General features: G+C 65.0%; 24 protein-coding genes. 17 read left to right on the forward strand and 7 right to left on the reverse strand.

All coding sequences use genetic code 11. The annotated features are described in order from the left end of the window. The first annotated feature begins 355 nt into the window (after positions 1–355). The 11 genes from rimP to ISF28_RS19665 all read left to right on the forward strand — a co-directional run bounded on the left by rimP (position 356) and on the right by ISF28_RS19665 (position 12,459). A complete protein-coding gene (gene rimP, locus ISF28_RS19615; RefSeq protein WP_198118997.1) occupies positions 356–844 on the forward strand; it encodes a ribosome maturation factor RimP in 489 nt (162 codons plus the stop codon). Then, entirely contained in the window at positions 841–2,406 is a 1,566-nt protein-coding gene (gene nusA, locus ISF28_RS19620) for a transcription termination factor NusA (RefSeq protein ID WP_198118866.1), read from the forward strand. The genes rimP and nusA overlap by 4 nt, the downstream gene beginning before the upstream one ends. A gap of 99 nt (positions 2,407–2,505) precedes the next feature. Next, positions 2,506–5,385 (forward strand): translation initiation factor IF-2, encoded by a 2,880-nt coding sequence (gene infB, locus ISF28_RS19625; protein WP_198118867.1) that lies wholly within the window; start codon positions 2,506–2,508, stop codon positions 5,383–5,385. A 95-nt stretch (positions 5,386–5,480) separates the two neighbouring features. Then, entirely contained in the window at positions 5,481–5,888 is a 408-nt protein-coding gene (rbfA, locus tag ISF28_RS19630; RefSeq protein ID WP_198118868.1) for a 30S ribosome-binding factor RbfA, read from the forward strand. Further along, positions 5,885–6,808 carry a tRNA pseudouridine(55) synthase TruB gene (truB, locus tag ISF28_RS19635; RefSeq protein WP_198118869.1) on the forward strand — a complete coding sequence of 308 codons (924 nt, stop codon included), beginning with the start codon at positions 5,885–5,887 and terminating at the stop codon, positions 6,806–6,808. The genes rbfA and truB overlap by 4 nt, the downstream gene beginning before the upstream one ends. 189 nt (positions 6,809–6,997) lie before the next feature. Next, complete coding sequence (gene typA / locus ISF28_RS19640) at positions 6,998–8,836, forward strand: translational GTPase TypA (protein ID WP_198118870.1); 1,839 nt, start codon at positions 6,998–7,000, stop codon at positions 8,834–8,836. A gap of 219 nt (positions 8,837–9,055) precedes the next feature. Continuing rightward, entirely contained in the window at positions 9,056–9,565 is a 510-nt protein-coding gene (locus tag ISF28_RS19645; protein WP_198118871.1) for a DUF6160 family protein, read from the forward strand. Between the two features lie 237 nt (positions 9,566–9,802). Further along, the gene (locus ISF28_RS19650) at positions 9,803–10,312 is read left to right on the forward strand and encodes a DUF6160 family protein (protein ID WP_198118872.1); all 510 of its coding nucleotides are present in this window, start codon (positions 9,803–9,805) and stop codon (positions 10,310–10,312) included. A 151-nt stretch (positions 10,313–10,463) separates the two neighbouring features. After that, positions 10,464–11,156 carry a hypothetical protein gene (locus ISF28_RS19655; protein WP_229519219.1) on the forward strand — a complete coding sequence of 231 codons (693 nt, stop codon included), beginning with the start codon at positions 10,464–10,466 and terminating at the stop codon, positions 11,154–11,156. Further along, positions 11,156–11,995 (forward strand): hypothetical protein, encoded by an 840-nt coding sequence (locus ISF28_RS19660; RefSeq protein ID WP_198118874.1) that lies wholly within the window; start codon positions 11,156–11,158, stop codon positions 11,993–11,995. The genes ISF28_RS19655 and ISF28_RS19660 overlap by 1 nt, the downstream gene beginning before the upstream one ends. A 2-nt stretch (positions 11,996–11,997) precedes the next feature. Continuing rightward, positions 11,998–12,459, forward strand: a complete 462-nt coding sequence (locus ISF28_RS19665; protein WP_198118875.1) for a hypothetical protein — start codon at positions 11,998–12,000, stop codon at positions 12,457–12,459. Here ISF28_RS19665 and ISF28_RS19670 read toward each other — a convergent pair. Both ISF28_RS19670 and ISF28_RS19675 read right to left on the reverse strand, forming a co-directional pair. After that, positions 12,404–13,489: an AraC family transcriptional regulator gene (locus tag ISF28_RS19670; protein ID WP_198118876.1), complete on the reverse strand. Its 1,086-nt coding sequence runs from the start codon at positions 13,487–13,489 to the stop codon at positions 12,404–12,406. The two genes, ISF28_RS19665 and ISF28_RS19670, sit on opposite strands and share 56 nt — an antisense overlap. A 249-nt stretch (positions 13,490–13,738) precedes the next feature. After that, positions 13,739–14,590: a helix-turn-helix domain-containing protein gene (locus tag ISF28_RS19675; RefSeq protein ID WP_198118877.1), complete on the reverse strand. Its 852-nt coding sequence runs from the start codon at positions 14,588–14,590 to the stop codon at positions 13,739–13,741. 211 nt (positions 14,591–14,801) lie between these two features. On the opposite strand from ISF28_RS19675, the gene ISF28_RS19680 reads away from it, so the two are divergent. Genes ISF28_RS19680 through ISF28_RS19700 form a run of 5 tightly spaced genes read left to right on the forward strand, consistent with a single transcriptional unit; the run spans position 14,802 to position 19,647 of the window. Further along, positions 14,802–15,563, forward strand: a complete 762-nt coding sequence (locus ISF28_RS19680) for a C39 family peptidase (RefSeq protein ID WP_198118878.1) — start codon at positions 14,802–14,804, stop codon at positions 15,561–15,563. A 20-nt stretch (positions 15,564–15,583) separates the two neighbouring features. Continuing rightward, the gene (locus ISF28_RS19685) at positions 15,584–16,603 is read left to right on the forward strand and encodes a transporter (RefSeq protein ID WP_198118879.1); all 1,020 of its coding nucleotides are present in this window, start codon (positions 15,584–15,586) and stop codon (positions 16,601–16,603) included. A 10-nt stretch (positions 16,604–16,613) separates the two neighbouring features. After that, a complete protein-coding gene (locus ISF28_RS19690) occupies positions 16,614–18,248 on the forward strand; it encodes an OmpP1/FadL family transporter (RefSeq protein WP_198118880.1) in 1,635 nt (544 codons plus the stop codon). A gap of 30 nt (positions 18,249–18,278) precedes the next feature. Further along, positions 18,279–18,833, forward strand: a complete 555-nt coding sequence (locus tag ISF28_RS19695) for a DUF2059 domain-containing protein (protein ID WP_198118881.1) — start codon at positions 18,279–18,281, stop codon at positions 18,831–18,833. A 25-nt stretch (positions 18,834–18,858) separates the two neighbouring features. Continuing rightward, positions 18,859–19,647, forward strand: a complete 789-nt coding sequence (locus ISF28_RS19700) for a cyclic di-GMP-binding domain-containing protein, MshE-related (RefSeq protein WP_198118882.1) — start codon at positions 18,859–18,861, stop codon at positions 19,645–19,647. Positions 19,648–19,725: 78 nt separating this feature from the next. Here ISF28_RS19700 and ISF28_RS19705 read toward each other — a convergent pair whose 3' ends face one another. Continuing rightward, complete coding sequence (locus ISF28_RS19705) at positions 19,726–20,178, reverse strand: hypothetical protein (RefSeq protein ID WP_198118883.1); 453 nt, start codon at positions 20,176–20,178, stop codon at positions 19,726–19,728. A gap of 11 nt (positions 20,179–20,189) precedes the next feature. Continuing rightward, positions 20,190–20,738: a lysozyme gene (locus ISF28_RS19710; RefSeq protein ID WP_229519220.1), complete on the reverse strand. Its 549-nt coding sequence runs from the start codon at positions 20,736–20,738 to the stop codon at positions 20,190–20,192. A 140-nt stretch (positions 20,739–20,878) separates the two neighbouring features. On the opposite strand from ISF28_RS19710, the gene ISF28_RS19715 reads away from it, so the two are divergent. Continuing rightward, positions 20,879–21,373 carry an Hcp family type VI secretion system effector gene (locus ISF28_RS19715; protein ID WP_198118884.1) on the forward strand — a complete coding sequence of 165 codons (495 nt, stop codon included), beginning with the start codon at positions 20,879–20,881 and terminating at the stop codon, positions 21,371–21,373. 298 nt (positions 21,374–21,671) lie between these two features. On the opposite strand, the gene ISF28_RS19720 is transcribed toward ISF28_RS19715, so the two are convergent. The 3 genes from ISF28_RS19720 to flgK are packed head-to-tail and all read right to left on the reverse strand — an operon-like array spanning position 21,672 to position 25,011. Then, positions 21,672–22,712, reverse strand: coding sequence for a hypothetical protein (locus ISF28_RS19720; protein WP_198118885.1), 1,041 nt, complete (start codon positions 22,710–22,712; stop codon positions 21,672–21,674). A gap of 5 nt (positions 22,713–22,717) precedes the next feature. Next, positions 22,718–23,629: a flagellar hook-associated protein FlgL gene (gene flgL / locus ISF28_RS19725; RefSeq protein ID WP_198118886.1), complete on the reverse strand. Its 912-nt coding sequence runs from the start codon at positions 23,627–23,629 to the stop codon at positions 22,718–22,720. 11 nt (positions 23,630–23,640) lie between these two features. Then, positions 23,641–25,011, reverse strand: a complete 1,371-nt coding sequence (flgK, locus tag ISF28_RS19730) for a flagellar hook-associated protein FlgK (RefSeq protein ID WP_198118887.1) — start codon at positions 25,009–25,011, stop codon at positions 23,641–23,643. Between the last annotated feature and the right edge of the window lie 9 nt (positions 25,012–25,020).

Here is a 25,020-nt window from a genome sequence, read left to right on the forward strand (position 1 = left end):
GCGGTGCTTGGTGGGCACGGGGTGCCCACCCTACTGCATCGGCAAATCGTAGGGTGGACACCCCGTGCCCACCTTGAAGCCGCACCACGCAGTGCAACAAGCGTCATGCCGCGCGAAAATGGACCGTCCGCAGCGCCGGGTTGACCAAAAGAGTAGACTGTTGCATAGCTGTTCATTTTGCAGTGCGGCGATTGCGGCCGACCCTGTATCGGGTTATAATGCGTGTCCTAACCCGAGTGCTTCCCAATATTGTTTTGGCGAACAAGCTCCAGTTGGGAATACAAAGATGGGCAGTTGCCCATTTTTTTTTTGTTGAATCGTTTTGAGGGTCCGGCACCGGACCGTGGAGAAACTTGTGCAGTTGTTTGATTTGATTGCCACGACGGTCGGCGGACTGGGTTACGAACTCGTCGACGTCGAGCGGGCCGAGCGAGGCATCCTGCGCGTGTTTATCGACTTCCCGGCGGCAGTGGCGGACGAAAAGGGACCGATCTCGGTCGAGGATTGCGCCACGGTGAGCCACCAGCTGTCGCACGTGTTGACGGTCGAAAACGTCGACTACGAGCGCCTGGAAGTGTCGTCGCCCGGACTGGATCGTCCGGTGCGCACCCTGGCCGACTTCGAACGCTTTGCCGGCAGCGAATGCACGGTCAAGCTGCGCGTCGCGATGCCCGGCACCGCGAACCGCAAGACCTATACGGGCATCCTGCATGCCCCGCAGGGCGAAACGATCGGGTTGGAATTTGAAAGCAAGGACGGACCGGCGTTGCTGGAATTTACGCTGGCCGAACTGGACAAGGCACGCCTGGTGCCAAAGGTGGATTTTAGGAGTCGCAAAGCATGAGTCGCGAAATTTTGTTATTGGTTGATGCGCTCGCGCGCGAAAAGAACGTCGATAAGGAAGTGGTCTTCGGGGCGCTCGAGTTCGCCCTGGCGCAAGCTACGAAAAAGCGCTACGAAGGCGAGGTCGACATTCGCGTGTCCATCGACCGCGACACTGGCGAATTCGAAACGTTCCGCCGCTGGCACGTCGTGCCGGACGAAGCTGGTCTGCAACTGCCCGACCAGGAAATCCTGCACTTCGAAGCAAAGGAGCAGATTCCCGACATCGAGGTGGACGAATACATCGAAGAACCGATCGAGTCGGTCGAGTTCGGCCGCCGCTTCGCCCAGGACACCAAGCAGGTCGTGCTGCAGCGCGTGCGCGACGCCGAGCGCGAGCAGATCCTGCAGGACTTCCTCGAGCGCGGCGACGCCCTCGTCACCGGCACCATCAAGCGCATGGAACGCGGCGATGCGATCGTCGAATCGGGCAAGATCGAGGCGCGCCTGCCGCGCGACCAGATGATCCCGAAGGAAAACCTGCGCATCGGCGACCGCGTCCGCGCCTACATCCTGCGCGTGGACCGCAATATGCGCGGCCCGCAGGTGATCCTGTCGCGCACGGCACCGGAATTCATCATGAAGCTGTTCGAACTCGAAGTGCCGGAGATCGAGCAGGGTCTCCTGCAGATCAAGTCGGCCGCCCGCGATCCGGGCGTGCGCGCGAAGATCGCTGTCTTTACCGCGGACAAGCGCATCGACCCGATCGGCACCTGCGTCGGCATGCGCGGTTCGCGCGTGCAGGCCGTGACCGGCGAGCTGGGCGGCGAGCGCGTGGACATCGTGCTGTGGTCGGAAGATCCGGCCCAGTTCGTGATCGGCGCGCTGGCCCCGGCCAACGTCTCGTCGATCATGGTGGATGAAGAGAAGCACGCGATGGACGTCGTCGTCGACGAGGAAAACCTGGCGATCGCGATCGGCCGTTCGGGCCAGAACGTACGCCTGGCGTCCGAGCTGACCGGCTGGAAGATCAACATCATGACGGCCGAGGAATCGGCCAACAAGGCTGCCCAGGAAACCGCCGCCGTGCGCGCGCTGTTCATGGAAAAGCTGGATGTGGACGAGGAAGTGGCGGGCATCCTGGTCGAGGAAGGCTTCTCGAGCCTTGAAGAAGTCGCATACGTGCCCATCTCCGAAATGCTGGAGATCGAATCGTTCGACGAGGACACCGTCAACGAACTGCGCACCCGCGCACGCGACGCGCTGGTGACCGAAGCGATCGCTTCCGAAGAAGGTCTCGAGGGTATGGACGAGGCGCTGGTCAACCTGGACGGGATGGACCGCACCACCGCCGGCAAGCTGGGTCTGGCCGGCATCAAGACCCTGGAGCAATTCGCGGGCCTGGCTTACGACGAGTTCAGTGCCATCCTGGCGCTGCCGACCGAGCGCGCCCGTGAACTGATCAAGAATGAATTTAATGATGTGACCGACGATGAGATGAAACTGGTCGACGCCAAGTACGACGACCGGGCCAAGGCCCTGCAGGCGAAAGCCTGGAGCCAGGTAGAAACGGCCAAGGCATAAATGAAGTGCACAGACCGGAGCGCAAGCCTTCCGGTCTTCGTGCTTTATTAAGCAAGCAAATTTCTTTATCATCTCGCGACACATAGAAAAGAGGACTGAATGGCGAGTAACAACGTAGCCCAATTTGCCACCGAACTGAAGATGCCTGCAGATTTGCTGCTGACGCAGCTGCGTTCTGCCGGCGTCGAGAAAAGTTCGACGTCAGATCCCTTGTCCAAGGATGATAAGGATAAGCTGCTGAACCATCTGCGCCGTACCCACGGCGCCGCCGACCAGGGCGAAAAGAAGAAGATCACGGTAACCCGCAAGGAAACTTCCGAGATCAAGCAGGCTGACGCCAGCGGCAAATCGCGCACGATCCAGGTCGAAGTGCGCAAGAAGCGCACCTTCGTGCAGCGTGACGACCTCGTCACGCCGAAAGCGGCTGCCCAGCAGGCGCCGGTCGTCGACGCCGCCGAGCAGGCGCGTCGCGAGGAAGACGCACGCCGCCAGGCCGAGCTGATCGCGCGCCAGGAAGCGGAACTGCGCGAGAAGCAGGAACGCCTGGCCAAGCTCGAATCCGAGAAGGCCGCACAGGCCAAGGCGGCGGAAGAACAAGCCAAGCGCGACGCCGAAGAGCGCGCCAAGCGTGAAGCGGCGGAAGCCGCCGAAGCGGCCGCGAACAAGGCGGCGGCAGCCGCCCAGGCATCGGCCGGCACCGCCGGCGCCGCCGACGAGGCCAAGCGCGCCGCGGCGGACGAAGCCAAGCGGCTTGCTGCCGAGGAATCCAAGCGCCGTGCCGAGGAAGCCGCCAAGGAAGCGGCCGAACGCGCCGCCGCCACCGAGCGTGCGCGCAAGGCCGTCGCCGACGAGGTGGCCCAGATCAAGGCCATGATGGCCCAGCCGCGCCGCGTGATCAAGGCGCCGGAACCGGCCCCGGCCAAGCCGAAGGCCGCCGAGCCGAGCACCCTGCACAAGCCGGCGACGGCAGCGAAACCGGCGGAAGCCAAGCCGGCCGACGGCGCCCGCGCCAAGCCGGGCGACAAGAAGTCGATCAAGTCGGCCAATGTGGCATCGACCTGGTCCGACGACAAGAAGCGCGGCGGTCCGAGCGGCGGCACGAAGGGTCGCGGCAACGCGGCGCCGACCGGCCGTGACGGCTGGCGTGCCGGCGGCGGCCGTGGCGGCCGTCGTGGCGGCCACGACGATCGCGAATCGAATTTCCAGGCCCCGACCGAAGCCATCGTGCGCGACGTGCACGTGCCGGAAACCATCACCGTGGCCGAACTGGCGCACAAGATGGCCGTCAAGGCATCGGAAGTCATCAAGCAGCTGATGAAGCTGGGCCAGATGTGCACCATCAACCAGGTGCTGGACCAGGAAACCGCGATGATCGTGGTCGAAGAGATGGGCCACAAGGCGCATGCCGCGGCCGTCGACGACCCGGAAGCGGTCCTGGCCGACCAGGGCGAACACCACGAGTTCGAATCGAAGCCGCGTGCGCCGGTCGTGACCGTCATGGGCCACGTCGACCACGGCAAGACCTCGCTGCTGGACTACATCCGCCGCGCGAAAGTGGCGGCGGGCGAGGCCGGCGGCATCACCCAGCACATCGGTGCGTACCACGTGGACACCCCGCGCGGCATGGTCACCTTCCTGGATACCCCGGGTCACGAGGCGTTCACGGCGATGCGTGCCCGCGGCGCCAAGGCTACCGACATCGTCATCCTCGTGGTGGCGGCGGACGACGGCGTGATGCCGCAGACGAAGGAAGCGATCGCCCACGCAAAAGCGGCCGGCGTGCCCCTCGTCGTGGCGATCAACAAGATCGACAAGCAGGGCGCCAACACCGACCGCGTGACGCAGGAACTGGTCGCGGAAGGCGTCGTGCCGGAAGAATACGGCGGCGATTCGCCGTTCGTCCCGGTGTCGGCCAAGACCGGCCAGGGCATCGACGACCTGCTGGAAAACGTGCTGCTGCAGGCCGAAGTGCTGGAACTGAAGGCGCCTAGCGAGTCGCCGGCGCGCGGCCTCGTCGTCGAGGCGCGCCTGGACAAGGGCCGCGGCCCGGTCGCGACGATCCTCGTGCAGTCGGGCACCCTGAAGCGCGGCGACGTCGTGCTGGCGGGTTCGTCGTTCGGCCGCGTCCGCGCGATGCTGGACGAGAACGGCAAGGCCGTGACCGAAGCCGGTCCGTCGATCCCGGTCGAGATCCAGGGCTTGACGGAAGTGCCGAGCGCGGGCGAGGAAGCGATGGTCATGGCGGACGAGCGCAAGGCGCGCGAGATCGCCCTGTTCCGTCAAGGCAAGTTCCGCGACGTGAAGCTGGCGAAACAGCAGGCGGCGAAGCTGGAAAACATGTTCGACCAGATGGCCGAGGGCGAAGTCAAGAACCTGCCGCTCATCATCAAGACGGACGTGCAGGGTTCGCAGGAAGCGCTGGTCGGCTCGCTGCAGAAGCTGTCGACGTCGGAAGTGCGCGTGCAGGTCGTGCACGCGGCCGTCGGCGGCATCACCGAGTCGGACGTCAACCTGGCGACCGCGTCGAAGGCAGTCATCATCGGCTTCAACGCCCGTGCCGACGCCCAGGCGCGCAAGCTGGCCGAGACGAACGGCGTCGACATCCGTTACTACAGCATCATTTACGATGCGATCGACGAGATCAAGACGGCGCTGTCGGGCATGCTGGCACCGGAGAAGCGCGAGCACGTCACGGGCCAGGTGGAAATCCGCCAGGTCATCCTCGTGTCGAAAGTCGGCGCGATCGCGGGCTGCCTCGTCACGGACGGCGTCGTCAAGCGTACCTCGTCGGTCCGCCTGCTGCGCAACAACATCGTCGTGTGGACGGGCGAGATCGACTCGCTCAAGCGCTTCAAGGACGACGTCAAGGAAGTGCGCGCCGGTCTGGAGTGCGGTCTGTCGCTGAAGAACTACAACGACATCCAGGTCGGCGACGTCCTGGAAGTGTTCGAAGTTCAGGAAGTGGCGCGTACGCTGTAATCGGACTCTCCGTCATTAGGAGTAGCATTGGGGCTGGCTGGCCTGCGCCGTGGCGCGGGCCGCTGGCCCCAAGTTTTTCATAAGCAGTCAATAACATGGCAAAACACAGCAAAAGCATTCCCCAGCGCGGCCTGCGCGTGGCCGACCAGATCCAGAAGGACTTGTCGGAACTGATCGCCTTCGAGCTGAAGGATCCGCGCGTCGGCATGGTCACCATCAGCGAAGTCAAGCTGACCCCGGACTACGCGCACGCGAAGGTCTATTTCACCTTGCTCAAGGACAGCCCGGAAGAGATCAAGCAGACGCTGGAAGGCCTGACGAAAGCGTCCGGCTACCTGCGCAACCTGCTCGGCAAGCGCCTGCACATCCACACGCTGCCGCAGCTGCATTTCATTCACGACACGTCCACCAGTCGCGGCCTTGCGCTGTCGGCGCTGATCGACCAGGCCAACGCGACGCGGGCGAAGGACGACGACGTCGAAGAAGACGCGGACTCCGAGTGAACGCACGACCGCCACGCAAGCCTCGCGACCTCGTCGACGGGGTGCTCCTCATCGACAAGCCGGTCGGCCTGTCGTCGAACGACGCGCTGATCAAGGCGAAGCGTGTCGTCAACGCGAAGAAGGCCGGCCACACGGGCACGCTGGACCCGTTCGCCACCGGCTTGCTGCCGCTGTGCTTCGGCGAGGCGACCAAGTTCTCGCAAGACCTGCTGGAAGCGGACAAGACGTACGACGCCGTCGTCCACCTGGGCGTCACGACGACGACGGGCGATACGGAAGGCGAGACCGTCGAGACGCGTCCGGTGGATGTGACGCCGGAGAAAATCGAGGCCGCGCTCGCCCGTTTCCGCGGCCCGATCATGCAGATCCCGCCCATGTACTCCGCGCTGAAGCGCGACGGCAAGGCGTTGTACGAATATGCGCGCGAAGGCATCGTGCTGGAGCGCGAGGCGCGTCCCGTGACGATTCACAAGCTCGAGATGCTCGCCTACGACGCGCCGATGCTCGCCATCCGCGTCACGTGCAGCAAGGGCACGTACGTGCGCGTGCTGGGCGAGGACATCGGCGCGGCGCTCGGCTGCGGCGCCCACCTGAACGCGCTGCGCCGCATCGGGGTCGGCGCGCTGACGGTCGACGGCATGGTCACCCTGGAACAGTTGCAGGCGCACGACAATCCGCTGTCGCTGCTGGCGCCGGTCGATGCGCTGCTGTCGAGCTTCCCGCGCGTCGACCTGACACCGGAATTGGCCGCCCGCTTCCTCAACGGCCAGAGGCTGGCGCTGAACCGCGAGCCCGTCACGTTGCCGGACGCGCAGGGCAGGGTGCGCGTGTATCACGACGACAAGCTGCTGGGCACGGCCATCCTGCAGGACTACGGCGTGCTGGCGCCGGAACGGCTGATCGCGCGGCCGCAGGCTTGAAAACGGCGGCCCCGTGCACACATGGGGCCCGTTCCCGCGTCATCGGCATTCAATATTTCACCGTTATGCTGGCTTTCTGCTCCGCTGCGCCGCAGCAGGGCCTGTAAGCATGCTATACTAGTGGGTTCTCGGAATGGGGCGCTTCGAGCTCATCCGTCCATCACGCAACATTTTCTGTTGAAAACGCATATGTCTAACACCAAACGCGCGATTCGTAATATCGCAATCATCGCCCACGTTGACCACGGCAAGACCACCCTGGTCGACCAGCTGCTGCGTCAATCCGGCACCTTCCGCGAAAACCAGGCCGTCGACACCCGCGTGATGGACTCGAACGATCTCGAGAAAGAACGCGGCATTACGATTCTGTCGAAGAACTGCGCGGTCGAGTACGAAGGCACCCACATCAACATCGTCGACACCCCGGGCCACGCCGACTTCGGCGGCGAGGTCGAGCGCGTGCTGTCGATGGTCGACTCCGTCCTGCTGCTCGTCGACGCGCAGGAAGGCCCGATGCCGCAGACCCGCTTCGTGACGCGCAAGGCGCTGGCCCTGGGCTTGAAGCCCATCGTCGTCGTCAACAAGATCGACCGTCCGGGCGCGCGCGCCGACTGGGCGATCAACCAGACGTTCGAACTGTTCGACAAGCTGGGCGCCAACGACGAGCAGCTGGACTTCCCGATCGTCTACGCGTCGGGCCTGAACGGCTACGCCGGCATGGACGAAAGCGTGCGCGGCGGCGACATGAAGCCGCTGTTCGACGCCATCCTGAAATACGTGCCGGTGCGTGACGACAATCCGGACGGTCCGCTGCAGATGCAGATCACGTCGCTGGACTACTCGTCGTACGTGGGCAAGATCGGCATCGGCCGCGTCAACCGCGGCCGCGTCAAGCCCGGCATGGACGTGCTGGTCGTGAACGGCCAGGACGACAAGAATCCGATCAAGGGCCGCATCAACCAGGTGCTGAACTTCAAAGGCCTGGAGCGCGTGCTGGTCGATGAAGCCGTCGCCGGCGACATCGTGCTGATCAACGGTATCGAAGACATCGGCATCGGCGTGACCGTGACCGCAGTGGATACCCCGGAAGCGCTGCCGATGCTGACCGTCGACGAGCCGACCCTGACGATGAACTTCATGGTCAACAACTCGCCGCTGGCCGGCCGCGAAGGCAAGTTCGTCACCAGCCGCCAGCTGCGCGATCGCCTCGACCGCGAACTGAAATCGAACGTGGCGCTGCGCGTCCTGCCGACTTCGGACGATACCGTGTTCGAAGTGTCGGGCCGTGGTGAGCTGCACCTGACCATCTTGCTGGAAAACATGCGCCGTGAAGGCTTCGAGCTGGCCGTGTCGCGCCCGCGCGTCGTGTTCAAGGAGATCGACGGCGTCAAGTGCGAGCCGTACGAAAACCTCACCGTCGACGTGGAAGAAGTCAACCAGGGCGGCGTGATGGAAGAACTGGGCCGCCGCCGTGGCGACCTGCAGAACATGGAATCGGACGGCAAAGGCCGTGTCCGTCTGGAATACCGCATCCCGGCCCGTGGCCTGATCGGTTTCCAGGGCGATTTCATGACGCTGACCCGCGGCACCGGCCTGATGAGCCACGTGTTCGACGCGTACTCTCCGGTCGACAACGGCAAGGGCGAACTGGCCGGCCGCCGCAACGGCGTGCTGATCTCGCAGGATGACGGCCAGGCCGTCGCCTACGCACTGTGGAAGCTGCAGGACCGCGGCCGCATGTTCGTCGAGCACAACACCCCGGTGTACGAAGGCATGATCATCGGCATCCACTCGCGCGACAACGACCTGGTCGTCAACCCGATCAAGGGCAAGCAGCTGACCAACGTGCGCGCGTCGGGCACCGACGAAGCCGTGCGCCTGGTGCCGCCGATCCAGATGTCGCTGGAATACGCCGTCGAGTTCATCGAGGACGACGAGCTGGTCGAGATCACGCCGAAGAGCATCCGCCTGCGCAAGCGTTTCCTGAAAGAACACGAGCGCAAGAAGGCCAGCCGCGAAGCCGCATAAGCGCTTTTCGCCGCACCGCAAAAACCCGCTGCCCGCAGCGGGTTTTTTTATGTCCGCGCGCCGGGCGGTGCCGAGGCCGGCTCGCCAAGCCATCGATTTGGCTCCGCGGACATGGCCGCCGGACTGCTGTTATTGGTTGGAAAGCATTAGCATTGTTTCCACTTAATTGTTAGCCGATTAAGTTCGAATCCGACCCATCACAACAATCCTGGAGACACCATGAAATTGCTGAAACAACTGGCCGTCGTTGCCGCCCTGTCCTCGATCGCTTCGTACGCATCGGCCCTGACCCCGATCGCCGATGCCGATCTGTCCAAGGTCTCGGGCCGTGACGGTGTGTCGATCGCCGCCGACCTGCATGTGAACATCGGCTCGTTCGTCTACACCGATACCGACACCGCGGGCGGTTCGGTGAGCTTCAACAACATCGCGATCACCGGTGCGATCGCCGCCACGATCGACATCATCAACAACGCCACGTTCCAGGCCGACGCCAGCGCAGCATCGGGCGCATCGAGCGTGCTGGGCGTGACGGGCGGTGCCGGCCTGGCTGCCTTCATGCCGGCTGGCGACGTCGTCAAGATCGCCATCCCGCAAGTCGACACCAACAAGAACCTGAGCATGTCGGTCGACTCGATCAAGATGGGCAACTCGAGCGCGTCGTACGGTTCGTTCGCCGCCAACGACATCAAGCTGCAGGGCACCACCGTCTACATCTGGGCGCACTGATCGCCGTAAGCGGCTGTCTCAGGAAGCCATCGATTTGGCTTCCTGGGCAAGGACAAAACGATGTGGTGTTTGTATCGGAAGTAATAACATAGTTTCCACTTAATTGACTTTCAATTAAGCCAAAAAGCGGTCCCGACGCTGCCGTCCCGACAGGCCACAAGCCGCAGAGGAAATGAGCGGACGCGCGGGGAAGCCCGAAAAGATTTCCGTCGATCACAATAAAACACTGGAGATACCATGAAACTGCTGAAACAATTGACCGTCGTTGCCGCCCTGTCCTCGATCGCTTCGTACGCTTCGGCCCTCACGCCGATCGGCGATACGGAACTGTCCAAGGTCTCGGGCCGTGACGGTGTGTCGATCGCCGCCGACCTGCATGTCAACATCGGTTCCTTCGTCTACACCGATACCGACACGGCAGGCGGTTCGGTGAGCTTCAACAACATCGCGATCACCGGTGCAATCGCCGCCACCATCGACATCATCAACAACGCCACGTTCCAGGCCGACGCCAGCGCAGCATCGGGCGCATCGAGCGTGCTGGGCGTGACGGGCGGTGCCGGCCTGGCTGCCTTCATGCCGGCTGGCGACGTCGTCAAGATCGCCATCCCGCAAGTCGACACCAACAAGAACCTGAGCATGTCGGTCGACTCGATCAAGATGGGCAACTCGAGCGCGTCGTACGGTTCGTTCGCCGCCAACGACATCAAGCTGCAAGGCACCACCGTCTACATCTGGGCGCACTAAGCATCACGGGTTGGGTGATGGACGGCCCGCGGGCTTGCCCCGGGCCGTTTTTTTGACCTTCGATTCCGGTTCGATCATGCGCACCACGCTCACCGCGTCCCTCCTGGCGCTCTCGCTGTTGCCTTGTACGGCATCCGCGCAGATGCGTCCCATGTCCGACAACGAACTGTCCAGGGTCAGCGGCCAGGGCCTGTTCACGGTCAGCAATTCCAGCTACAACGGTTTCGATTTCACCCGCATCGCCCTCGATGCGGACGTCACCCTGAATGCCAACCTGGCCAATATGCGCCTGGGCGAGTACACGTACGCGCCGCGCAACGGGACGGGCGCCGACCTCGACATCAGCGCACTGCAGTTCGGCCGCACCGACGCCACTGCCGCCCAGCGGCTCGTGCAGATCACCAATCCCTATTTCGAATTCGTCTATAAAAACACGGGCGTCGACAACCAGCGCGAGATGGTCGGCATGCGCCTCGGCTTCGACGGCATCGCGGGCGACATCGGCACGAAGATCGCGACATTGTCCGGCTCGATGCGCATCGACGCGGGCGCGGCAGGCATCATCGACAGCATGAACGACGCCGGCGGCGGCAAGCGCTGGGACGGCACCTGCACGGGCTGCACGCCGCTGTCCAGCGTGGGCGGCGTCACCGCGGGCGACGCCAACGGCCCGAGCCGCGATTTCTGGATCTCGATTCTCAAGACGCCCGTGCAATTCCAAGCCGCGTCCGGCATGCCCGCACTGACGGAAGCCCAGGCCGGCATCTGGCTGAACTGGCGCGACAAGCTGACCGCGCTGAACCTCACCGGCACCGTGCCGGTCAATAACGCGACGGGGCATTGATGCGCGCCGCGCTCGTCCTCGTGCTCTGCGTGCCGGGATTGGCCGGCGCCCTCGAGCCGCTGCCGGACAGCGCCCTCGCAAGGATCGCGGGCCGCGACGGCATGAGTTTCAACCTGTCGAATTTCGCCATGTCCGGCAACGCCGAAATGCGTTACACCACGCCCGGCGGCGACAGCATAGTCATCGGCAACGTGGCCGCCTCGCGCTCCGACAACACGGACGCGCCGTTCGCCGACCCCTACCGCCTGGACGTGGTCCCGGGCGGCACCGGCCGCGCCGACATGATCAACATCGCCTTCCCGCAGAATGCGGCCGGGCGCGAAGTCTGGCAGATCGCCTACGATTTCGGCGTGAACGCGAGCGGTTTCGACGTCAAGAACGGCAGCGTGATCCTCAAGGACCTCGTGTACTACGGCGGCGGCCTGCAGTGGACGACGCCGGTCGCCGGCGACGGCCTGGCGTTCGGCCTCGCCACGCACGTCGAGCTGGGCAGCCTGACCCTGGCGCCGAACGGACGCGACGCGACCAACGAAGCGATGGTGCTGTCGAACGTGAAGATCGGCGCCGCCACGGCGGACGGTTCCGCGCCGACGGCGCCGTGGCAGATCGCGGACGTGACGAGCCAGGCCGGCATCTTCAACGCGCGCACGGACGCGGCGGGCAACGCGACCCTGCACATCGGCGTCGGCTGGCCCGACGCCGGCCAGGCGGCGCCGAGCGGCACGCTGCAGATCGGGAACATCAGCTTCCGCAGCGACGCGGGCGCGAACATGGACCTGGGCAGTTCGCGCATCGGGTCCATCCAGTTGCAGTACCTCGACGTCAAGTTCCACCAATGACCATGCGCCTGCGCCTCCTCGCCATCCTGCTCCTTGCCTCCTTGTGCCGGGCGGCGTGGGCGGGGCCGCAGCCGCTCGACGACGACGAACTCGCGCAGGTGCGCGGCGCCGACGGCATCAGCTTCGCCATCCGCCTGCAACTGAACCGCCCGGGCGACGGCACCACGGGCGACAGCCGCCTGTCCATCGGCCAGGTGGTCGACGGACGGACGACGTACACGGTGCTCAAGAACGTGGGCGGCGTGATCCAGATGGTGGGCCTGAACATCAGCCCGCAGACGGCGGCGGACGGCACGAACTACCTGGCGCTGACCTTGCCGGCATGGACGAAGTTCACCGACACCGGCTTCGATTCGCTCAGCGTGCAGGCCGACCCGCGCGCGCCCGTCACGCAGAGCCTGGGGCAGGTCACCCTGAACGGTGAATTGCAGATGCAGGGCCAGTTGCGCCTGTGGTCCCACTGACCGCATGGGCGTTCAACCGGTCCTGCTGGAATTCGCCGGGCGCCTTGCCGAACCAGCGCAGGCAGGCGCGGTGGAAGGCGCTGGGATCGGCGAAGCCCAGCTTGTAGCTGAGGTTCTTGACGCTGATGCGGTCGCTGCCCAGGTATTGCTGGGCGATCGTGCGCCGCACCTCGTCGACGAGGGTCGAGAAGTCGGTGCCCTCGTCGGCCAGGCGCCGCTGCAGGGTGCGTTCGCTGATCGCGAGGCGGCGGGCGACGGCGTCGCGCAGCGCGCCGCCCTGGTCGATCATGGCCGGCAGCAGCTCGCGCACGCGCGCGGCCACGCTCGTGCGTTCGGCCTGCGCGAGGCGTTCGTCGAGCAGCCGGAACAGGCCTTCGGCCGCGAGCGGGCTCGCGGTCGGGATCGGCGCCGTGATGTCGGCATTGGCGAATTCGAGCGCGTTGGCGGGCGCGCCGAAGCGCACCGGGCAGCCGAACCAGCGCGCGTACGGCGCCGTGTCGACCGGGGCCGGGTAGGCGTATTCGACGAGGGCCGGCTTGAGGTCGGGCCGCGCGCCCACGAAGCGCATCGTCGCCAGCAGCAGGTTCCAGGTGAAGTCGTAGCGCGCCTGCGGCACGGTGCGCGCGCCGCCGACGAGGTTCAGGCCCACGCGCACGCGGTCCGCCTTCGGCTCGATGGTGGCGCGCACGACGGGCGAGACGAGCGGCATGTAGCGCGTCAGGCTGTCCGCCGCCTGGCGCAGGGTGGGGGAGGCGAGCATCAGGTGGCCGAGCACGCCGAGCCAGCTGAGCGGATCGGGCGCGAACACGCGAAAGCCGATCAACGCATCGCCGCTGGCGGCCGCGAGGCCTTCCCACAGCACGCTGAACTGGTCGGACAACGCGAGCAGGTCGGCCGCGCGCTGTCCCTGCGCGCCGTGCTCGAACCGTTCGAGGCCGGCCCTGGCGAACAGGGCGTCGACGTCGATGCCCTCGGCGCCGAGGCACGCCTTGATGCGTTGCACCACGTCCGTGGCGGACAGGTACTTCACGCTGGCGACCGCGTACGTGCGGACGCGTCCTGCGCTGGTCTCATGCTTGGGTCTCCTTGCTCGTCGTCTGATGACCCCGGATTCTTTTTGTGACATGCCCGGGTGCCTGTTTTTTATTATGTGTGCATGCGAAATCTCAACGATTCGGAAAATGACCTCGTGTTTATCAAAAATCGCTCATTTGCGACAGGCAAGTTTTTTTATTTGACGCAGCGCAAACCGATGGGTTCCGGCGCGGCCGGACGGGATTCAGGCGCGCGCCTGCTGGCGTGCCCGGGCGGGCGTGATGCCGTAGGCCGCCGCGAAGCACGCGGTCATGTGACTCTGGCTGTTGAATCCGCATTGCGCCGCAACACGGGCGATCGAGAAGCTGGTGCGGGTCAGTAATTCATGGACCCGTTCGAGGCGTAAACGCAACACATAGCGGTGCGGCGTCATGCCCATCGCTTCCTGGAAGATGCGGCGGAAGTGCGATTCCGACACGCCCGCGCGCTCGGCCAGTTCCGCGTTCGACAATTCGCTGGACAGGTTCTGCCCGATCCATTCCAGCACGCCCTGCAGGCGCCCGAGCTGGAGGGCGTCCGGCGGCAGGTGCCGGCCGGTCTTGCCTTCCAGCACGCGGCAGGCCTGCTCGATCATCAGCGCGGACGCGCGTTCGACGAAGCCCGTGTTCGGCGTGCTGCTGCGGGCCACTTCCGCCAGCAGCTGCTGGGCGGCCGCGTGCACGAGCGGGTCGGAAAAGGTGGGCGACTTGGCGCGCGCGGCCAGCAGGCGCTGCAGCTGGCGCACCATCTCGTGGTTCGGGTCGAGGAAGTGGAACATCGCCATGTCGATCGCGCCGAAGAACGACCAGCGGCTGGCGAAGCCGGGCTGGAACACGGTCGCGGCGCCGGCCAGGAAGTCGAACGAACGGCCCGGGCTGCGTCCGGCCGTGGCGCGCGCGCCTCCCATGTGGCAGGCCAGCACCATGGAATCGAGCGGCGGCACTTCGCAACCGCCCAGCTGGAAAATGTAGCGTTCGGCCCGCAGCGGGACACCGCCGATCTCGACGCTGACCACCGGCTCCCCCAATGCATTGCTGATCCTGTCCCACGTATGCATGGTGCCCCAATCCGAATGAGCGATTTTTTATAAAAACGATAGCGTTTTATAACATCGCCCGGCCTTGCCTGCATCCAAAATATAGAAAAACTGCAATAAACGTGGCCAAAACACCACGTGGACACTGCATGAAATCCAGGCATCCACCACGCCACGTATGCGTAGGGAGCCGGGCCACAAGGGGCTGCATGAAGCGCCCCAGGGAGACACCATGTTCACATTCCTGCTGGGGATCCTCGCGGTCATCGTGGGCGGGGCCGGCGTGCTCGCCGAGCACGAGGCGCAGGACCGTCCGCTCGACCGATTCGACCTGCCGACGACCATGTCCGTGGCCGCCGCCGGCATTCCGAGCGTCGAGATGGAGCCGTTCTCCGAGCTCAAGTACAAGCACATCGTCCACCAGGCCTACGACTACAGCTGCGGCTCGGCGGCGCTCGTCACGATCCTCAAGTACCACCTGGGCATCGACGTCACCGAACAGCAGTCGATGGAAGGCATGATGGCCTTCGGCGAAAAGGACAAGATCATCGAGCGGCGCGGCTTTTCGCTGCTCGACATGAAGCGCTATCTTGCGTCGATCCACGTCCAGAGCGCGGGCTTCCACGCCGAGATGTCGGACCTGCGCACCCTCGATTCGCCGGGCATCGTGCCGATCGACTACGCCGGCTTCAAGCACTTCGTCGTGCTGCGCGGCGTGCGCGGGGGCCTCGTGTTCCTGGCCGATCCGTCGGCCGGCAACATCACGTTCTCGGTCGACGAATTCGCCAAGCTGTGGGACCGCAACACGCTGTTCATCGCCTATCCGCCCAAGGGCCATCCGCCGGCCCTCCAGCTGGCGCTGACCGACAACGAACTGGGCGTGGTCGACATGGACCGCATCCGCGACCGCGGCCTGCAACGCCCCATCGACACGCAGCTGGCGAACGAGCGCCTGTTGAACGGTTTCGGCGGGATCTCGATCCGCAAACAATAGACCCACCACGAAGGACCACCATGAAGATCACCACGATGCTGGCACCGGCGCTGGCTGCCGCCGGCCTGTTCGCCCAGTTGCCGGCGCTGGCCCAGGACACGACCGGTTCCCCCGCCCCATCCGCCGACGCGGTGCGGAGTGCGCTGGCGAAGAAGGACACCGACGCCGACAACGCGACCTTGCTGAAGGAAACCCTGACCGCCGTCGACAAGCAATACTCGCTGATCCGGCAGGGCAAGGTGCAGGTGAACTACGAGCTGGGCTACACCTACATCGGCCAGGAAAAGATCAACACCGACCTGTCGTCCGGCACCGCCACGCTGTTCTCGATCGAGAACACGAATTCGCACACGATCACCAACACGATCATGGCGGACTACGGCGTGCTCAACAACCTGACCGCCAACGTCACCGTGCCCATGATCAGCCGCTACTCCGATTCCGGCGGCTTCTCGGGCGTCTCGCACACGATCGGCGACCTGGGCCTCGGGGTGCGCTGGCAGCCGCTGGAAGTCAAGCGCGACGAGACCGCGTACACGTTCACCGCAGGCGCGCGCCTCGCGACGGGCACCAGCCCGTACAAGGTCGACGTGAACAAGGGCGTGGCCACCGGTTCCGGCGTCAACAGCTTCAACATCGGCACCAACATGACGCGCATCGTCGATCCGGTGGCGCTGTTCGGCTCCTTCAACGTGGGGTACAGCCTGACGGCGAAGCACCTGAACCAGCAGCTGTACGGCGCCACGCTGCGCCAGGTGAAGCCGGGCGCCAGCTTCGGCTTCGGCCTCGGCTTCGCCTACGCGCTGTCGTACAAGATCACGACGTCGTTCTCGTTCCAGGAATCGATCCAGGCCCGGTCCACGCTCACGTTCGACAACGGCAACCAGGCGCAGACGCAGACGCAGAGCGCGGGCATCCTGTCGATCGGCGCGGGCTACCGCATGTCGCCCAAGACCACCGTCAACGTGACGGTCGGCGCCGGCCTCACGGCGGCGGCGCCGAACCTGTCGCTGACCATGAGCCTGCCGTTGTCGCTGTGAGGCCGACCGCATGACCGCCGCGCCGTCACCGAACGCCTTGCCCGCGCGCCGCCTCGTGCGCGCGCTGGCGCTGGCCGGACTGGTCGCGCTGGCGCCCGGCGCGCGCGCCAGCGTCACCGACAATCTCGTCACGAGTCCCACCGCGATGGCGATGGGGAATGCGGTGACGGCCGACCCGCCCGGCATCGAATCGATCCACTTCAACCCGGCCGGCCTCGCGCGCCTGACGGGCTCGCAGAGGATCGACACCGTGTTCATGGCGGCGATCCGCAACCCGAACCATTTCGTGTCGGCGCCCGACATCGACATCGGCGGCTTCAAGGACGATCCGATCAACGGCAAGTCGAGCGGGCCGGTGCGCCAGGCGCTCGAGATCCCGTTCTACGGTATCCCCAAGGCGCGCCTGCCGGCCGTGCTGGTGCCGGGCCTCGGCATGTCGTACAACGCGCCCGGTTCGCGCTGGACCTTCGGCACGATGGCCTACCTGTCGGCGGCGATGAGCATCGACCGTACCAAGGACCCGGACGACCCGGCCCGCTTCGACGGCCGCCTGGTGCAGCTGCAGCGTCTCGTGTACCTGTCGCCGGCGGCCGCGTACAAGGTGTCGGACACGCTCAAGGTCGGCATCTCGGTGCCGATCGCGTATTCCGCCTTCGCCATCAACACCGACTTCCGCGCGCCCAACAAGCTGCTCGGCACCGTCGGCCAGCTGCAGAAGGCCGTCTGCCCGAACGGCAACGGCACGGTGATCGACACCTTGACGTTCGGCCTGTGCGGCGGCGGCCCGGAGGGGATGGTCAACCCGTTCAAGCGCGCGGCCAACATCGACTTCGACCTGCGCGCGTCGTTCGACCCCACCGTCAACCTGGGGGTGCTGTGGGAGCCGAAGACGTGGTTCGCGCTGGGCCTCGTGTACCAGGGCGGCACGCGCACGACCTATACCGGCTCGTACATCTTCCACAGCGACCCGATGCTGCGCAGCTTCGTGCGCGGCCTGAATTCCAGCCTGCTCGGGCCGATCGTCGGCGCCGTCACCGGCATGCCGTCGGATATCCCGGAATACCAGACGGGGAACATGACGGCCAGGATCCCGTTCCCGTGGCGCGTGCAGGCCGGCATGAAGCTGATGCTGACCGATTACGTGCAGATGAACGCGGACGTCAGCTATGCCGACTGGTCCCAGTGGAACGAGCTGACGTTCCAGTTCGACCGCAGCGTCAAGCTGCTCGAGATGGCGCGCCTGTTCGGCTATGCGAATTCGAGTCAGGCCACGTTCAAGATGGGCTTTCGCAGCGTCGTCAACTACAGCTTCGGCGCCCAGTTCAACCTGACCAGGAAGCTGGCGCTGCGCCTGGGCTACGAGCCGCGCAAGAGCTCCATCCCGGCCGACAAGATGAGCCTCCTCGCGCCGCTGCCCGACACGAAACTCAGGAGCGTGGGCCTGCGCTACCGCTTCGACGACGGCGGGGAAGTCAACCTCACGGGCAGCTACATGAAGGGCACGTACGACATCCCGGCGCGCAGCGACTGCAATCTCAACTGCGACAATTTCTTCAACCTGATCTACAACCCTTATGCGGCGACCAACGTGTCCGGCAGCCTGATCGTGCGGTATGCGGGCTTCTCGTACACGCGGCCGTTCTGACCTGTTTCGACTTTTCACGTGGAGATGACGATGTCCCGATTGATGTGTATGACGATGGCCCTCGGTATCGGGCTTGGCCTGGCCGGCGGCGCGAACGCCGAGGGCATGGACGGCGTGCCGGCGTCCAAGCAGGCGCTCGTGCAGCGCGTGCTCGGCAAGATGGGGCTGGAATCCGTCGGCCTGCAGATGCTGCAGGCGCCGGTGGCCGACATGCTGCGCCAGTCGCGCGTGGTGGTGCAGAGCCGCGTCCCGGCCGACAAGCAGGATGCGACGATGAAGGACATCACGGCGGAGGCGACGAAGTTCGTCGAGCAGGAAGCGCCGGCCCTGCGCGCGAGCACGCACGCGATCGTGCAGTCCAGCGTGGCCCCGCTGCTCGCGCAGAAGTTCAGCGAGGACGAGTTGAAGCAGCTGGCGGGCATCCTCGAATCCCCCGTCCTGGCCAAGTTCGAGAGCGTCGTGCCGGAACTGAAGAAGGCGGTCGGCGAGAACGTCGCGAAGGCGAACGCGGCGCAGATCCAGCCCAAGATGACGGACCTGCAGAACCGCGTCGGCCTCAAGCTGCGTGCGGCCGTCGGGCAGTGATTGATCACCACGTGAGGAGGCGGCGATGAGCGACTGGATGACACGCAGTACCCACAAGTCCCGGCTGGGCCAGATCCTGATCGAAAAGAAGCTGATTTCGCAGCAACAGCTGGACGCGGCAATCCGCGCGCAGGCACAGAGCGGGCGCCGGCTGGGCGAGATCCTGGCCGACATGAAGCTGATCACGCAGGCGCAGGTGCGCGGCGCCGTGCGGCGCCAGCGCAGCCTGCGCATGGCGGCGGCGCTCGCCACGGCGCTGCTGGGGCCCTTGCAGGCCTATGCGGCCGTGGCGGCGGCGCCGGCGGCGGCCGTCTCCACGCGCATGCCCGGCGAACGCGAAGGGGAGGGCGGCTTCGGGCGCGGCCTGCGCGCGCTGTCCGACGCGGAGCTCGGCGAGGTGACGGCGCAGGGCCGCGACGACGACGCGCTGCGCGACCAGGCGCGCCAGGCCGAACTGCGCCTGGCCGCCCTGGCCGCGCAGGGCGGCCAGCAGGGCCTGCAGACGGCCGTGCAGCACGCGCTGCCGAACGACGGCGTGCGCGTGCTGGGCGAACTGGCGGCGGTATTCAATCCGCTCGCGCTGATGCTGTCGGCCGACACGACGGTGCGCGACGTCAGCTACGACCCGGCCAATTCGCAGGCCACGGTGAGTCGCGACGGCTCGGTCACGCTGCGCCTGCCCAGCACGATCGGCGAGATCAGCTTCCGCAACATCCGCGTGGGCAGCCATCCCGGGCCGACGTTCGGCAGCGTCGAGATCCACGATATCGATTTGCGCGGGACGACGATCAGCGTGAAGCCGATCACGCGCTGATCCGCGGGCATAAAAAAGCCCGCGCGCGCGGGCTAAGGCGTGTACTGCTGAGAAACAGCAGCGGTCGACGGAGGTCAGTCAGCGCTTCGCAGCTTTGCTCTTGACAGCATCAAAAAAGAATCCATCCCAAAAAACGACTATTTTGTCTTTGGATTTCAGGATCGCTTCGGTGCATGTCAGGTGCACTACCGTGACTGTGTCGGGCAATCCTAGGCGCCCGACCGGAGCGTGGTACGCCTCTCGGATGTATTTGGCCGTAGGTTCGCGCCGCCGGTTAAGGTCAGGGTTCTGACAAGGTTCACCCGCAAAGACAATGCCTCCTTTGCGAATTTCGAGCGTTTTGCCCACAAGTTTGTCTGCGTCGTCGTCATCCATTGCCGTTATTTCTGCCGAGTCGAGCACCTTCGTCAGCGTCCATATGCCGAGGATGTCAGCGTTTTTGGTGTCAGCGCCGAATGCCGTGGTTGGAACCAAGACAGATACGACTAGGCCGGCGGCTGCGCACATTCGCGCAATTCGCAAAAAATGCATGCTTTGGCTCCTTACTTTTTGGCGGTGGCAGCGGCGCTTGCTGCGGCGTCGAACGGCGCGCTTTCCTCAGCCCGACGCGCGACCAGACCACGGGCCTTCACTTTCTTGCCGTTGACATGGGTTGACGTCAGCGTGCGAATGTTGCGAGCAGCGCTGCCGTAATCCCCACGGTCGACCATTGCGTAGGTGTGACTGGCGCCACCGGTGCCGGCGTTGAATGTCAGGCTCACGAGGGCGTCGAACTGGTCCTGCGGCAGCTTCTGATTGCGCACGTTACGGACAACTCCAGCTTCGGCAGCAGCAACTCGGCGCGAAAACTCTGCCTCCACAGCGGCTTCGCTCACCGGACTAGCCAACTCTTCCTTGGTGCAGGGGCCCGCGTGAGCCAGTATTCCAACACCCCACGTACAGCTGCCTTTTCCTGGTCCCATATCGTCATAGTAGTGGTAGACCGCTTTCTCACGATTTCGCATCCGTGCCCTGGCTTCAGCACTCATGTGCATGCCCTCGTTCACGGATGGCCCGGCGGCCACGTGATGATGATGTGCTTTCTTGGTCATGTCCGTTCCTTGTTACGCCAAGAATGCACTCTAACTCTGGCTCAACGGTTATTTCTTGAGAGCGCACAACCGGCCTTGGCGTCATCGCGGGAATAATCCCGGCACTGCCGAGTCCGGCCAAACTTCAAAGGAGTCTTGAGATGGCAATTGATGTCTATCTGCAAATTGACGGTGTCAAGGGCGAGTCGGCTGACGACGCTCACAAGAGCTGGATTGAGTGCACCGAGGTGCTGTGGGGCATACTGCAGCCGCGTAGCGCGACCTCGTCGACCGGCGGCGGTCACACCGCAGAACGCGTGGAAATGCGTGATATCGTGTTCGCAAAGGTCGTTGACCTGGCGTCGCCAATTTTGATGCAGTACTGTGCAATGGGTAAGACCATTCCCAAGGCGAAATTCGAGTTCATGCGCGCTGACGGCGACGGAAAGCCGATCAAGTATTTTGAGATTCAGCTGGAAAACGTGCTAATTGGGGGCGTGGAACCGTCGCTGCATGCAGGTACGATGTTGGTTGAGCACGTCTGCTTGAAATTTTCGAAGGTCAAGTGGACTTACACACAGCAGAAAATCGGTGGTGGTGCCGCAGGCAATACGTCAGGTGGCTGGGACTTGGCGTCAAACCGCGTAGCCGCTTAGCGTGGTGTCGAGACCCCGGCAGGGCCTACTTATCTGGCTTAGGTGGAGCATTCGAGGTTACGGCTGCCACTCGTCGCATCTCGCTCAGGCTGTCCAGCTTAGCGACCTGACCGTTCTTATCGAAATCAGATAAGTTCTTACCTAAAACAGAAACATTCCAAGCGCGGAAAGGTTGTGGGGTGGCAGCAAAAGGGCGCTACCGATGCCGGCGCGGATGCATACGAGCGGGAACCGCTCGCTTGGTCAAGAAACGAAAAAGCCCCGCGGTGCGGGGCTTGGTTCGTTGCGGAAGGCGTGTTCAGCGCAGCCCGAGCAGCGCCAGCACGCGGTCGCGGCTGACGCCGACCAGCGCCGACGTCAGCGCCACCAGCGACTCGTAGTCCGTGCTGGCGGCGGCCTTGCCGAAGTCGTCGGCCGCGAACGTCACGTCCGGCAGCGGCGTTTCGGCCGCCGCGACCTGGACGGAGGCGGCCTGCACGGCGTTGCTGGCCGCCGCCTGCGAGCGGTGCACGCGTTCCAGGGCCTGCACCACTTCGCGCAGGCTCTGGCGCAGCGCGTCGGCATTGCCCGTGTCCGCGCTGACGTTCCACAGCTCGGGCGCCAGGTTCGCCGGCACTTCGTCTGTGGTCACGCGGCCGCGGCCGCTGACGGCGATGCTGTCCTTGACGGACGACCAGTTCGATTCCGGCGTCGAGTACACGAGTTCGCCGTTGTCGTCCAGGCTCGCGTGCACGCCCATCGGGGCGAGGGCGCGGTCGAGGGCGCGGGCGATGTCCGCGTTCGACTGGTCCGGTTCGATGTTGACGGCCATTTGCGGACCGCCGACGCCGCCGACCGAGAACGAGATGCTCTGCGGCGCGCTCTTCCTGACGTTCCCGATGTCGAGGCCGCGGATGCGGAAGCGCTGCACGGCCGGCTTCGTCGTGTAGTTCAGATTGTGGTCGACGCTGCCGCCGCCCTGCTTCTTGCGCGTGGACAGCGTGTGGGCCAGCTGGCGCACCAGCGCCTCGAGCTGCAGGCGCGAACCGGGGCGGGTGCCGGCCAGCTTGGCGGTCAGCTCGCCCTTGAGCGCTTCCAGCTGCGTGGCCACGCGGTCGAGGTAGTCGAGCGCCTGCTGGGCGCGCGCCACCTGGTCCTGGAAGCCGCCGGAGATTTTCGCCGGGCCGGCATTGCCGCGCAGCGGGGCCGCGGTCGCCGGCGCGGCGGCCGCATTGGTCGCCGCCGTGTCGTCGACGACGTCGGCGGCGCGGGCCGGAAGAAGGCGGGACGAGGCATTCGGCCGGGTGCCGAGCGTGCCGCCGGTTCCGCCGGCGGTCGTGGGTCGAAGTGTGGTATCCATGGCCGTCAGAGCGCCGAGAACAGGGACAGGGTGCCGATCTTGCTATAGGCCTTGTAGCTGGCCTGGAGTGCTGTCTGGTAACCGTTCAGCTCGATTGCGGCGGCGCCGACATCGAGCTGGCCGATGTCGAGAATCGCCGTCTGGTTCGCCAGGCTGACGTTCTCGTGGTTGGCGTCGATCGTCTTGAGAATGTTTTGCTGGCCGCCGATCACGGCGACCTTGCCGCTGATGAGGTCCATCGCGGCGTCGAAGCCGTCCAGGTTGTCCTTCAACGTGGCGCGCACGGCCGGGTCGTTCGCGTCGACGGCCGGATTCGACAGCGTGTCGATCGTCAGGTCGAGCTGGTTCAGCAGTTTTTCCAGGCCGTTGACGTTCTGGTTGCCCACCTGGGTGATGCCGTTGCCCACGATGACCATCTGGTCGTTCGTGTTGCCGGTATAAGTGTAGCGCGCGCCGAGCGGGGCGCCGGTATCGCAGGTGATGGCCGGGGTGTCCGTCACGGTGCCGGAAAAGACGTAACGGCCTTCCTGGTCCTTCGTGTTCGCGTTGTACATCAGGCTGTCGCGCAGCGCGGTCAGCGACGTGACCATGGCGTTCAGGTCCTGCGGCGTGTTGGAACCGTTCGACGCCCACACGAGCAGGTCGCGGCCCGAACCCATGTCGTTGACCATGTTCTGCAGCGAGCCTTCGTTCTTCGACATGCGTTCCTGCACCGCCGCGATATTGCTGCGGTATTGCGCGATCGTCGCTTCTTCGCGTTTCAGGCGCGACAGGCGCACGCTGTCGACGGGATCGTCCGACGGCAACTGGATGCGGTTGCCGTTGGCCATCTGCTGTGTCACATAGGTGATGCGCTCCTGGTTGATCTGGAGCGATTGAGTCATCATCGCCTGGTATTGACTGGTGGCGATACGCATGCTTCTCTCCCTTAACCCATCATCTGCAAGGTGGCGTCGAACAGCGCGTTCGCGACGGACATCACCTTCATATTCGCCTGGTACATGTTCTGGTATTCGACGAGGTGCACGGCTTCCTCGTCCTGGTTGACGCCGCTCGTCGACTGCCAGTCCGCTTCGGCCTGGTCGCGCATCGTCTGCGCGGTGGTCAGCGCGCCCTTGTTCTGCTGGCTGTCGACGGCCAGGCGGCCGACGAGCTGCGTGTCGGCGTCGCCGACCATCACGGTGCCGATCTTGGTCAGCGTGATCGTCTGGCTCTTGATGTCGACCAGTTGTTGCAGGTTGCCGGTGTCGCCGGGCGTGCCGTCGCCGGAAAACGCCAGGTCCGAGGTCTGGAACCCGTCCGCCACCTGCAGCATGTCCGACGTGCCGCCCGCAGTGTAGGAGAACAGCGGCTTGCCCGGGGTGTTGTCCATCGTGAAGCCGGCCGCGAGCTGGGTATTCACCTTGTCGGCGATCTGCTGGGCCATGTCGGCCACGCCTTGCTGCAGCGGCAGCAGCGTGTCCTGTTCATAGGCCGACAGTCCGCCCAGCTGGCCGCCGGCCCTGGTCGTGTCCAGGTCGAACTTGCTGCCGGCAAACGTCAGGCTGAAGGTCTGGGTGGCGGCGCCGGTGACGGACAGCTTGCCGGCCACGCCGCCCAGCACGAGCGACTGGCCCGACTTGAGCGACACGTTGCGGGTGCCGTCCGGCTGGTCGCTGACTTCCACGCCCATCTGGCTCGCCAGGCTGTCGATGGCCTGGTCGCGCGCGTCCACGAGGGCCGAGGCATTGCTGCCGGTGGCGGTGGCGTTCGCGATCTGGGCGTTCAGCGACGCGATCGACGCGATCGTGCTGTTGGCGGCGTCCACCAGCGCGCTGCGCTGCTGGCGCACGGATTGCAGTTGCGCGTTGAAAACGTTGTTCAGGCTGTTGAAGCGCTGGGACAGCAGGCCGGCCGCCGTCACCACCTGCTGGCGCAGCGGGGTCGACGTCGGATCGACGCCGGCGACCGCGTTCAGCGACGCGAAGAACGCGTCGACGCCGCTCGACAGGCTGGCCGTGTCGTCGCCCATCACCTTTTCCAGCTGGGTCAGGTAGGGCTGGGTCTGCGAGTGCGCGCCCAGGTCGGACGCGCTGCGCCACAGCTGCTGGGTCTTGTAGCCGTCGGAAAAGCGCAGCAACTGGCTCACGCGCACGCCGTTGCCCGCCTGCGCAGCACCGGCCGCGGGGGCGACGGCGGACAGCAGGGCCGATTGGCGGGTGTACCCCTTGGTCTGCAGGTTGGCGATGTTCTGGCTGCTGGCCGACAGGGCCACTTGCGAAGCGACCGCTCCGGACAGGGCGTTGTTCAGGATGCTCATGGTGCGAGT

This window comes from Massilia rhizosphaerae (genome assembly GCF_016093545.1).
Classification (GTDB): Bacteria; Pseudomonadota; Gammaproteobacteria; order Burkholderiales; family Burkholderiaceae_D; genus Telluria; species Telluria rhizosphaerae.

Excerpts from the sequence above, each read along its gene's own strand:
- nusA (WP_198118866.1), top strand. The coding sequence starts at position 841 with ATGAGTCGCGAAATTTTGTTATTGGTTGATGCGCTCGCGCGCGAAAAG.
- infB (WP_198118867.1), top strand. The coding sequence starts at position 2,506 with ATGGCGAGTAACAACGTAGCCCAATTTGCCACCGAACTGAAGATGCCT.
- rbfA (WP_198118868.1), top strand. The coding sequence starts at position 5,481 with ATGGCAAAACACAGCAAAAGCATTCCCCAGCGCGGCCTGCGCGTGGCC.
- typA (WP_198118870.1), top strand. The coding sequence starts at position 6,998 with ATGTCTAACACCAAACGCGCGATTCGTAATATCGCAATCATCGCCCAC.
- ISF28_RS19645 (WP_198118871.1), top strand. The coding sequence starts at position 9,056 with ATGAAATTGCTGAAACAACTGGCCGTCGTTGCCGCCCTGTCCTCGATC.
- ISF28_RS19650 (WP_198118872.1), top strand. The coding sequence starts at position 9,803 with ATGAAACTGCTGAAACAATTGACCGTCGTTGCCGCCCTGTCCTCGATC.
- ISF28_RS19655 (WP_229519219.1), top strand. The coding sequence starts at position 10,464 with ATGTCCGACAACGAACTGTCCAGGGTCAGCGGCCAGGGCCTGTTCACG.
- ISF28_RS19660 (WP_198118874.1), top strand. The coding sequence starts at position 11,156 with ATGCGCGCCGCGCTCGTCCTCGTGCTCTGCGTGCCGGGATTGGCCGGC.
- ISF28_RS19665 (WP_198118875.1), top strand. The coding sequence starts at position 11,998 with ATGCGCCTGCGCCTCCTCGCCATCCTGCTCCTTGCCTCCTTGTGCCGG.
- ISF28_RS19675 (WP_198118877.1), bottom strand. The coding sequence starts at position 14,590 with ATGCATACGTGGGACAGGATCAGCAATGCATTGGGGGAGCCGGTGGTC.
- ISF28_RS19680 (WP_198118878.1), top strand. The coding sequence starts at position 14,802 with ATGTTCACATTCCTGCTGGGGATCCTCGCGGTCATCGTGGGCGGGGCC.
- ISF28_RS19685 (WP_198118879.1), top strand. The coding sequence starts at position 15,584 with ATGAAGATCACCACGATGCTGGCACCGGCGCTGGCTGCCGCCGGCCTG.
- ISF28_RS19690 (WP_198118880.1), top strand. The coding sequence starts at position 16,614 with ATGACCGCCGCGCCGTCACCGAACGCCTTGCCCGCGCGCCGCCTCGTG.
- ISF28_RS19695 (WP_198118881.1), top strand. The coding sequence starts at position 18,279 with ATGTCCCGATTGATGTGTATGACGATGGCCCTCGGTATCGGGCTTGGC.
- ISF28_RS19700 (WP_198118882.1), top strand. The coding sequence starts at position 18,859 with ATGAGCGACTGGATGACACGCAGTACCCACAAGTCCCGGCTGGGCCAG.
- ISF28_RS19705 (WP_198118883.1), bottom strand. The coding sequence starts at position 20,178 with ATGCATTTTTTGCGAATTGCGCGAATGTGCGCAGCCGCCGGCCTAGTC.
- ISF28_RS19710 (WP_229519220.1), bottom strand. The coding sequence starts at position 20,738 with ATGACCAAGAAAGCACATCATCATCACGTGGCCGCCGGGCCATCCGTG.
- ISF28_RS19715 (WP_198118884.1), top strand. The coding sequence starts at position 20,879 with ATGGCAATTGATGTCTATCTGCAAATTGACGGTGTCAAGGGCGAGTCG.
- ISF28_RS19720 (WP_198118885.1), bottom strand. The coding sequence starts at position 22,712 with ATGGATACCACACTTCGACCCACGACCGCCGGCGGAACCGGCGGCACG.
- flgL (WP_198118886.1), bottom strand. The coding sequence starts at position 23,629 with ATGCGTATCGCCACCAGTCAATACCAGGCGATGATGACTCAATCGCTC.
- flgK (WP_198118887.1), bottom strand. The coding sequence starts at position 25,011 with ATGAGCATCCTGAACAACGCCCTGTCCGGAGCGGTCGCTTCGCAAGTG.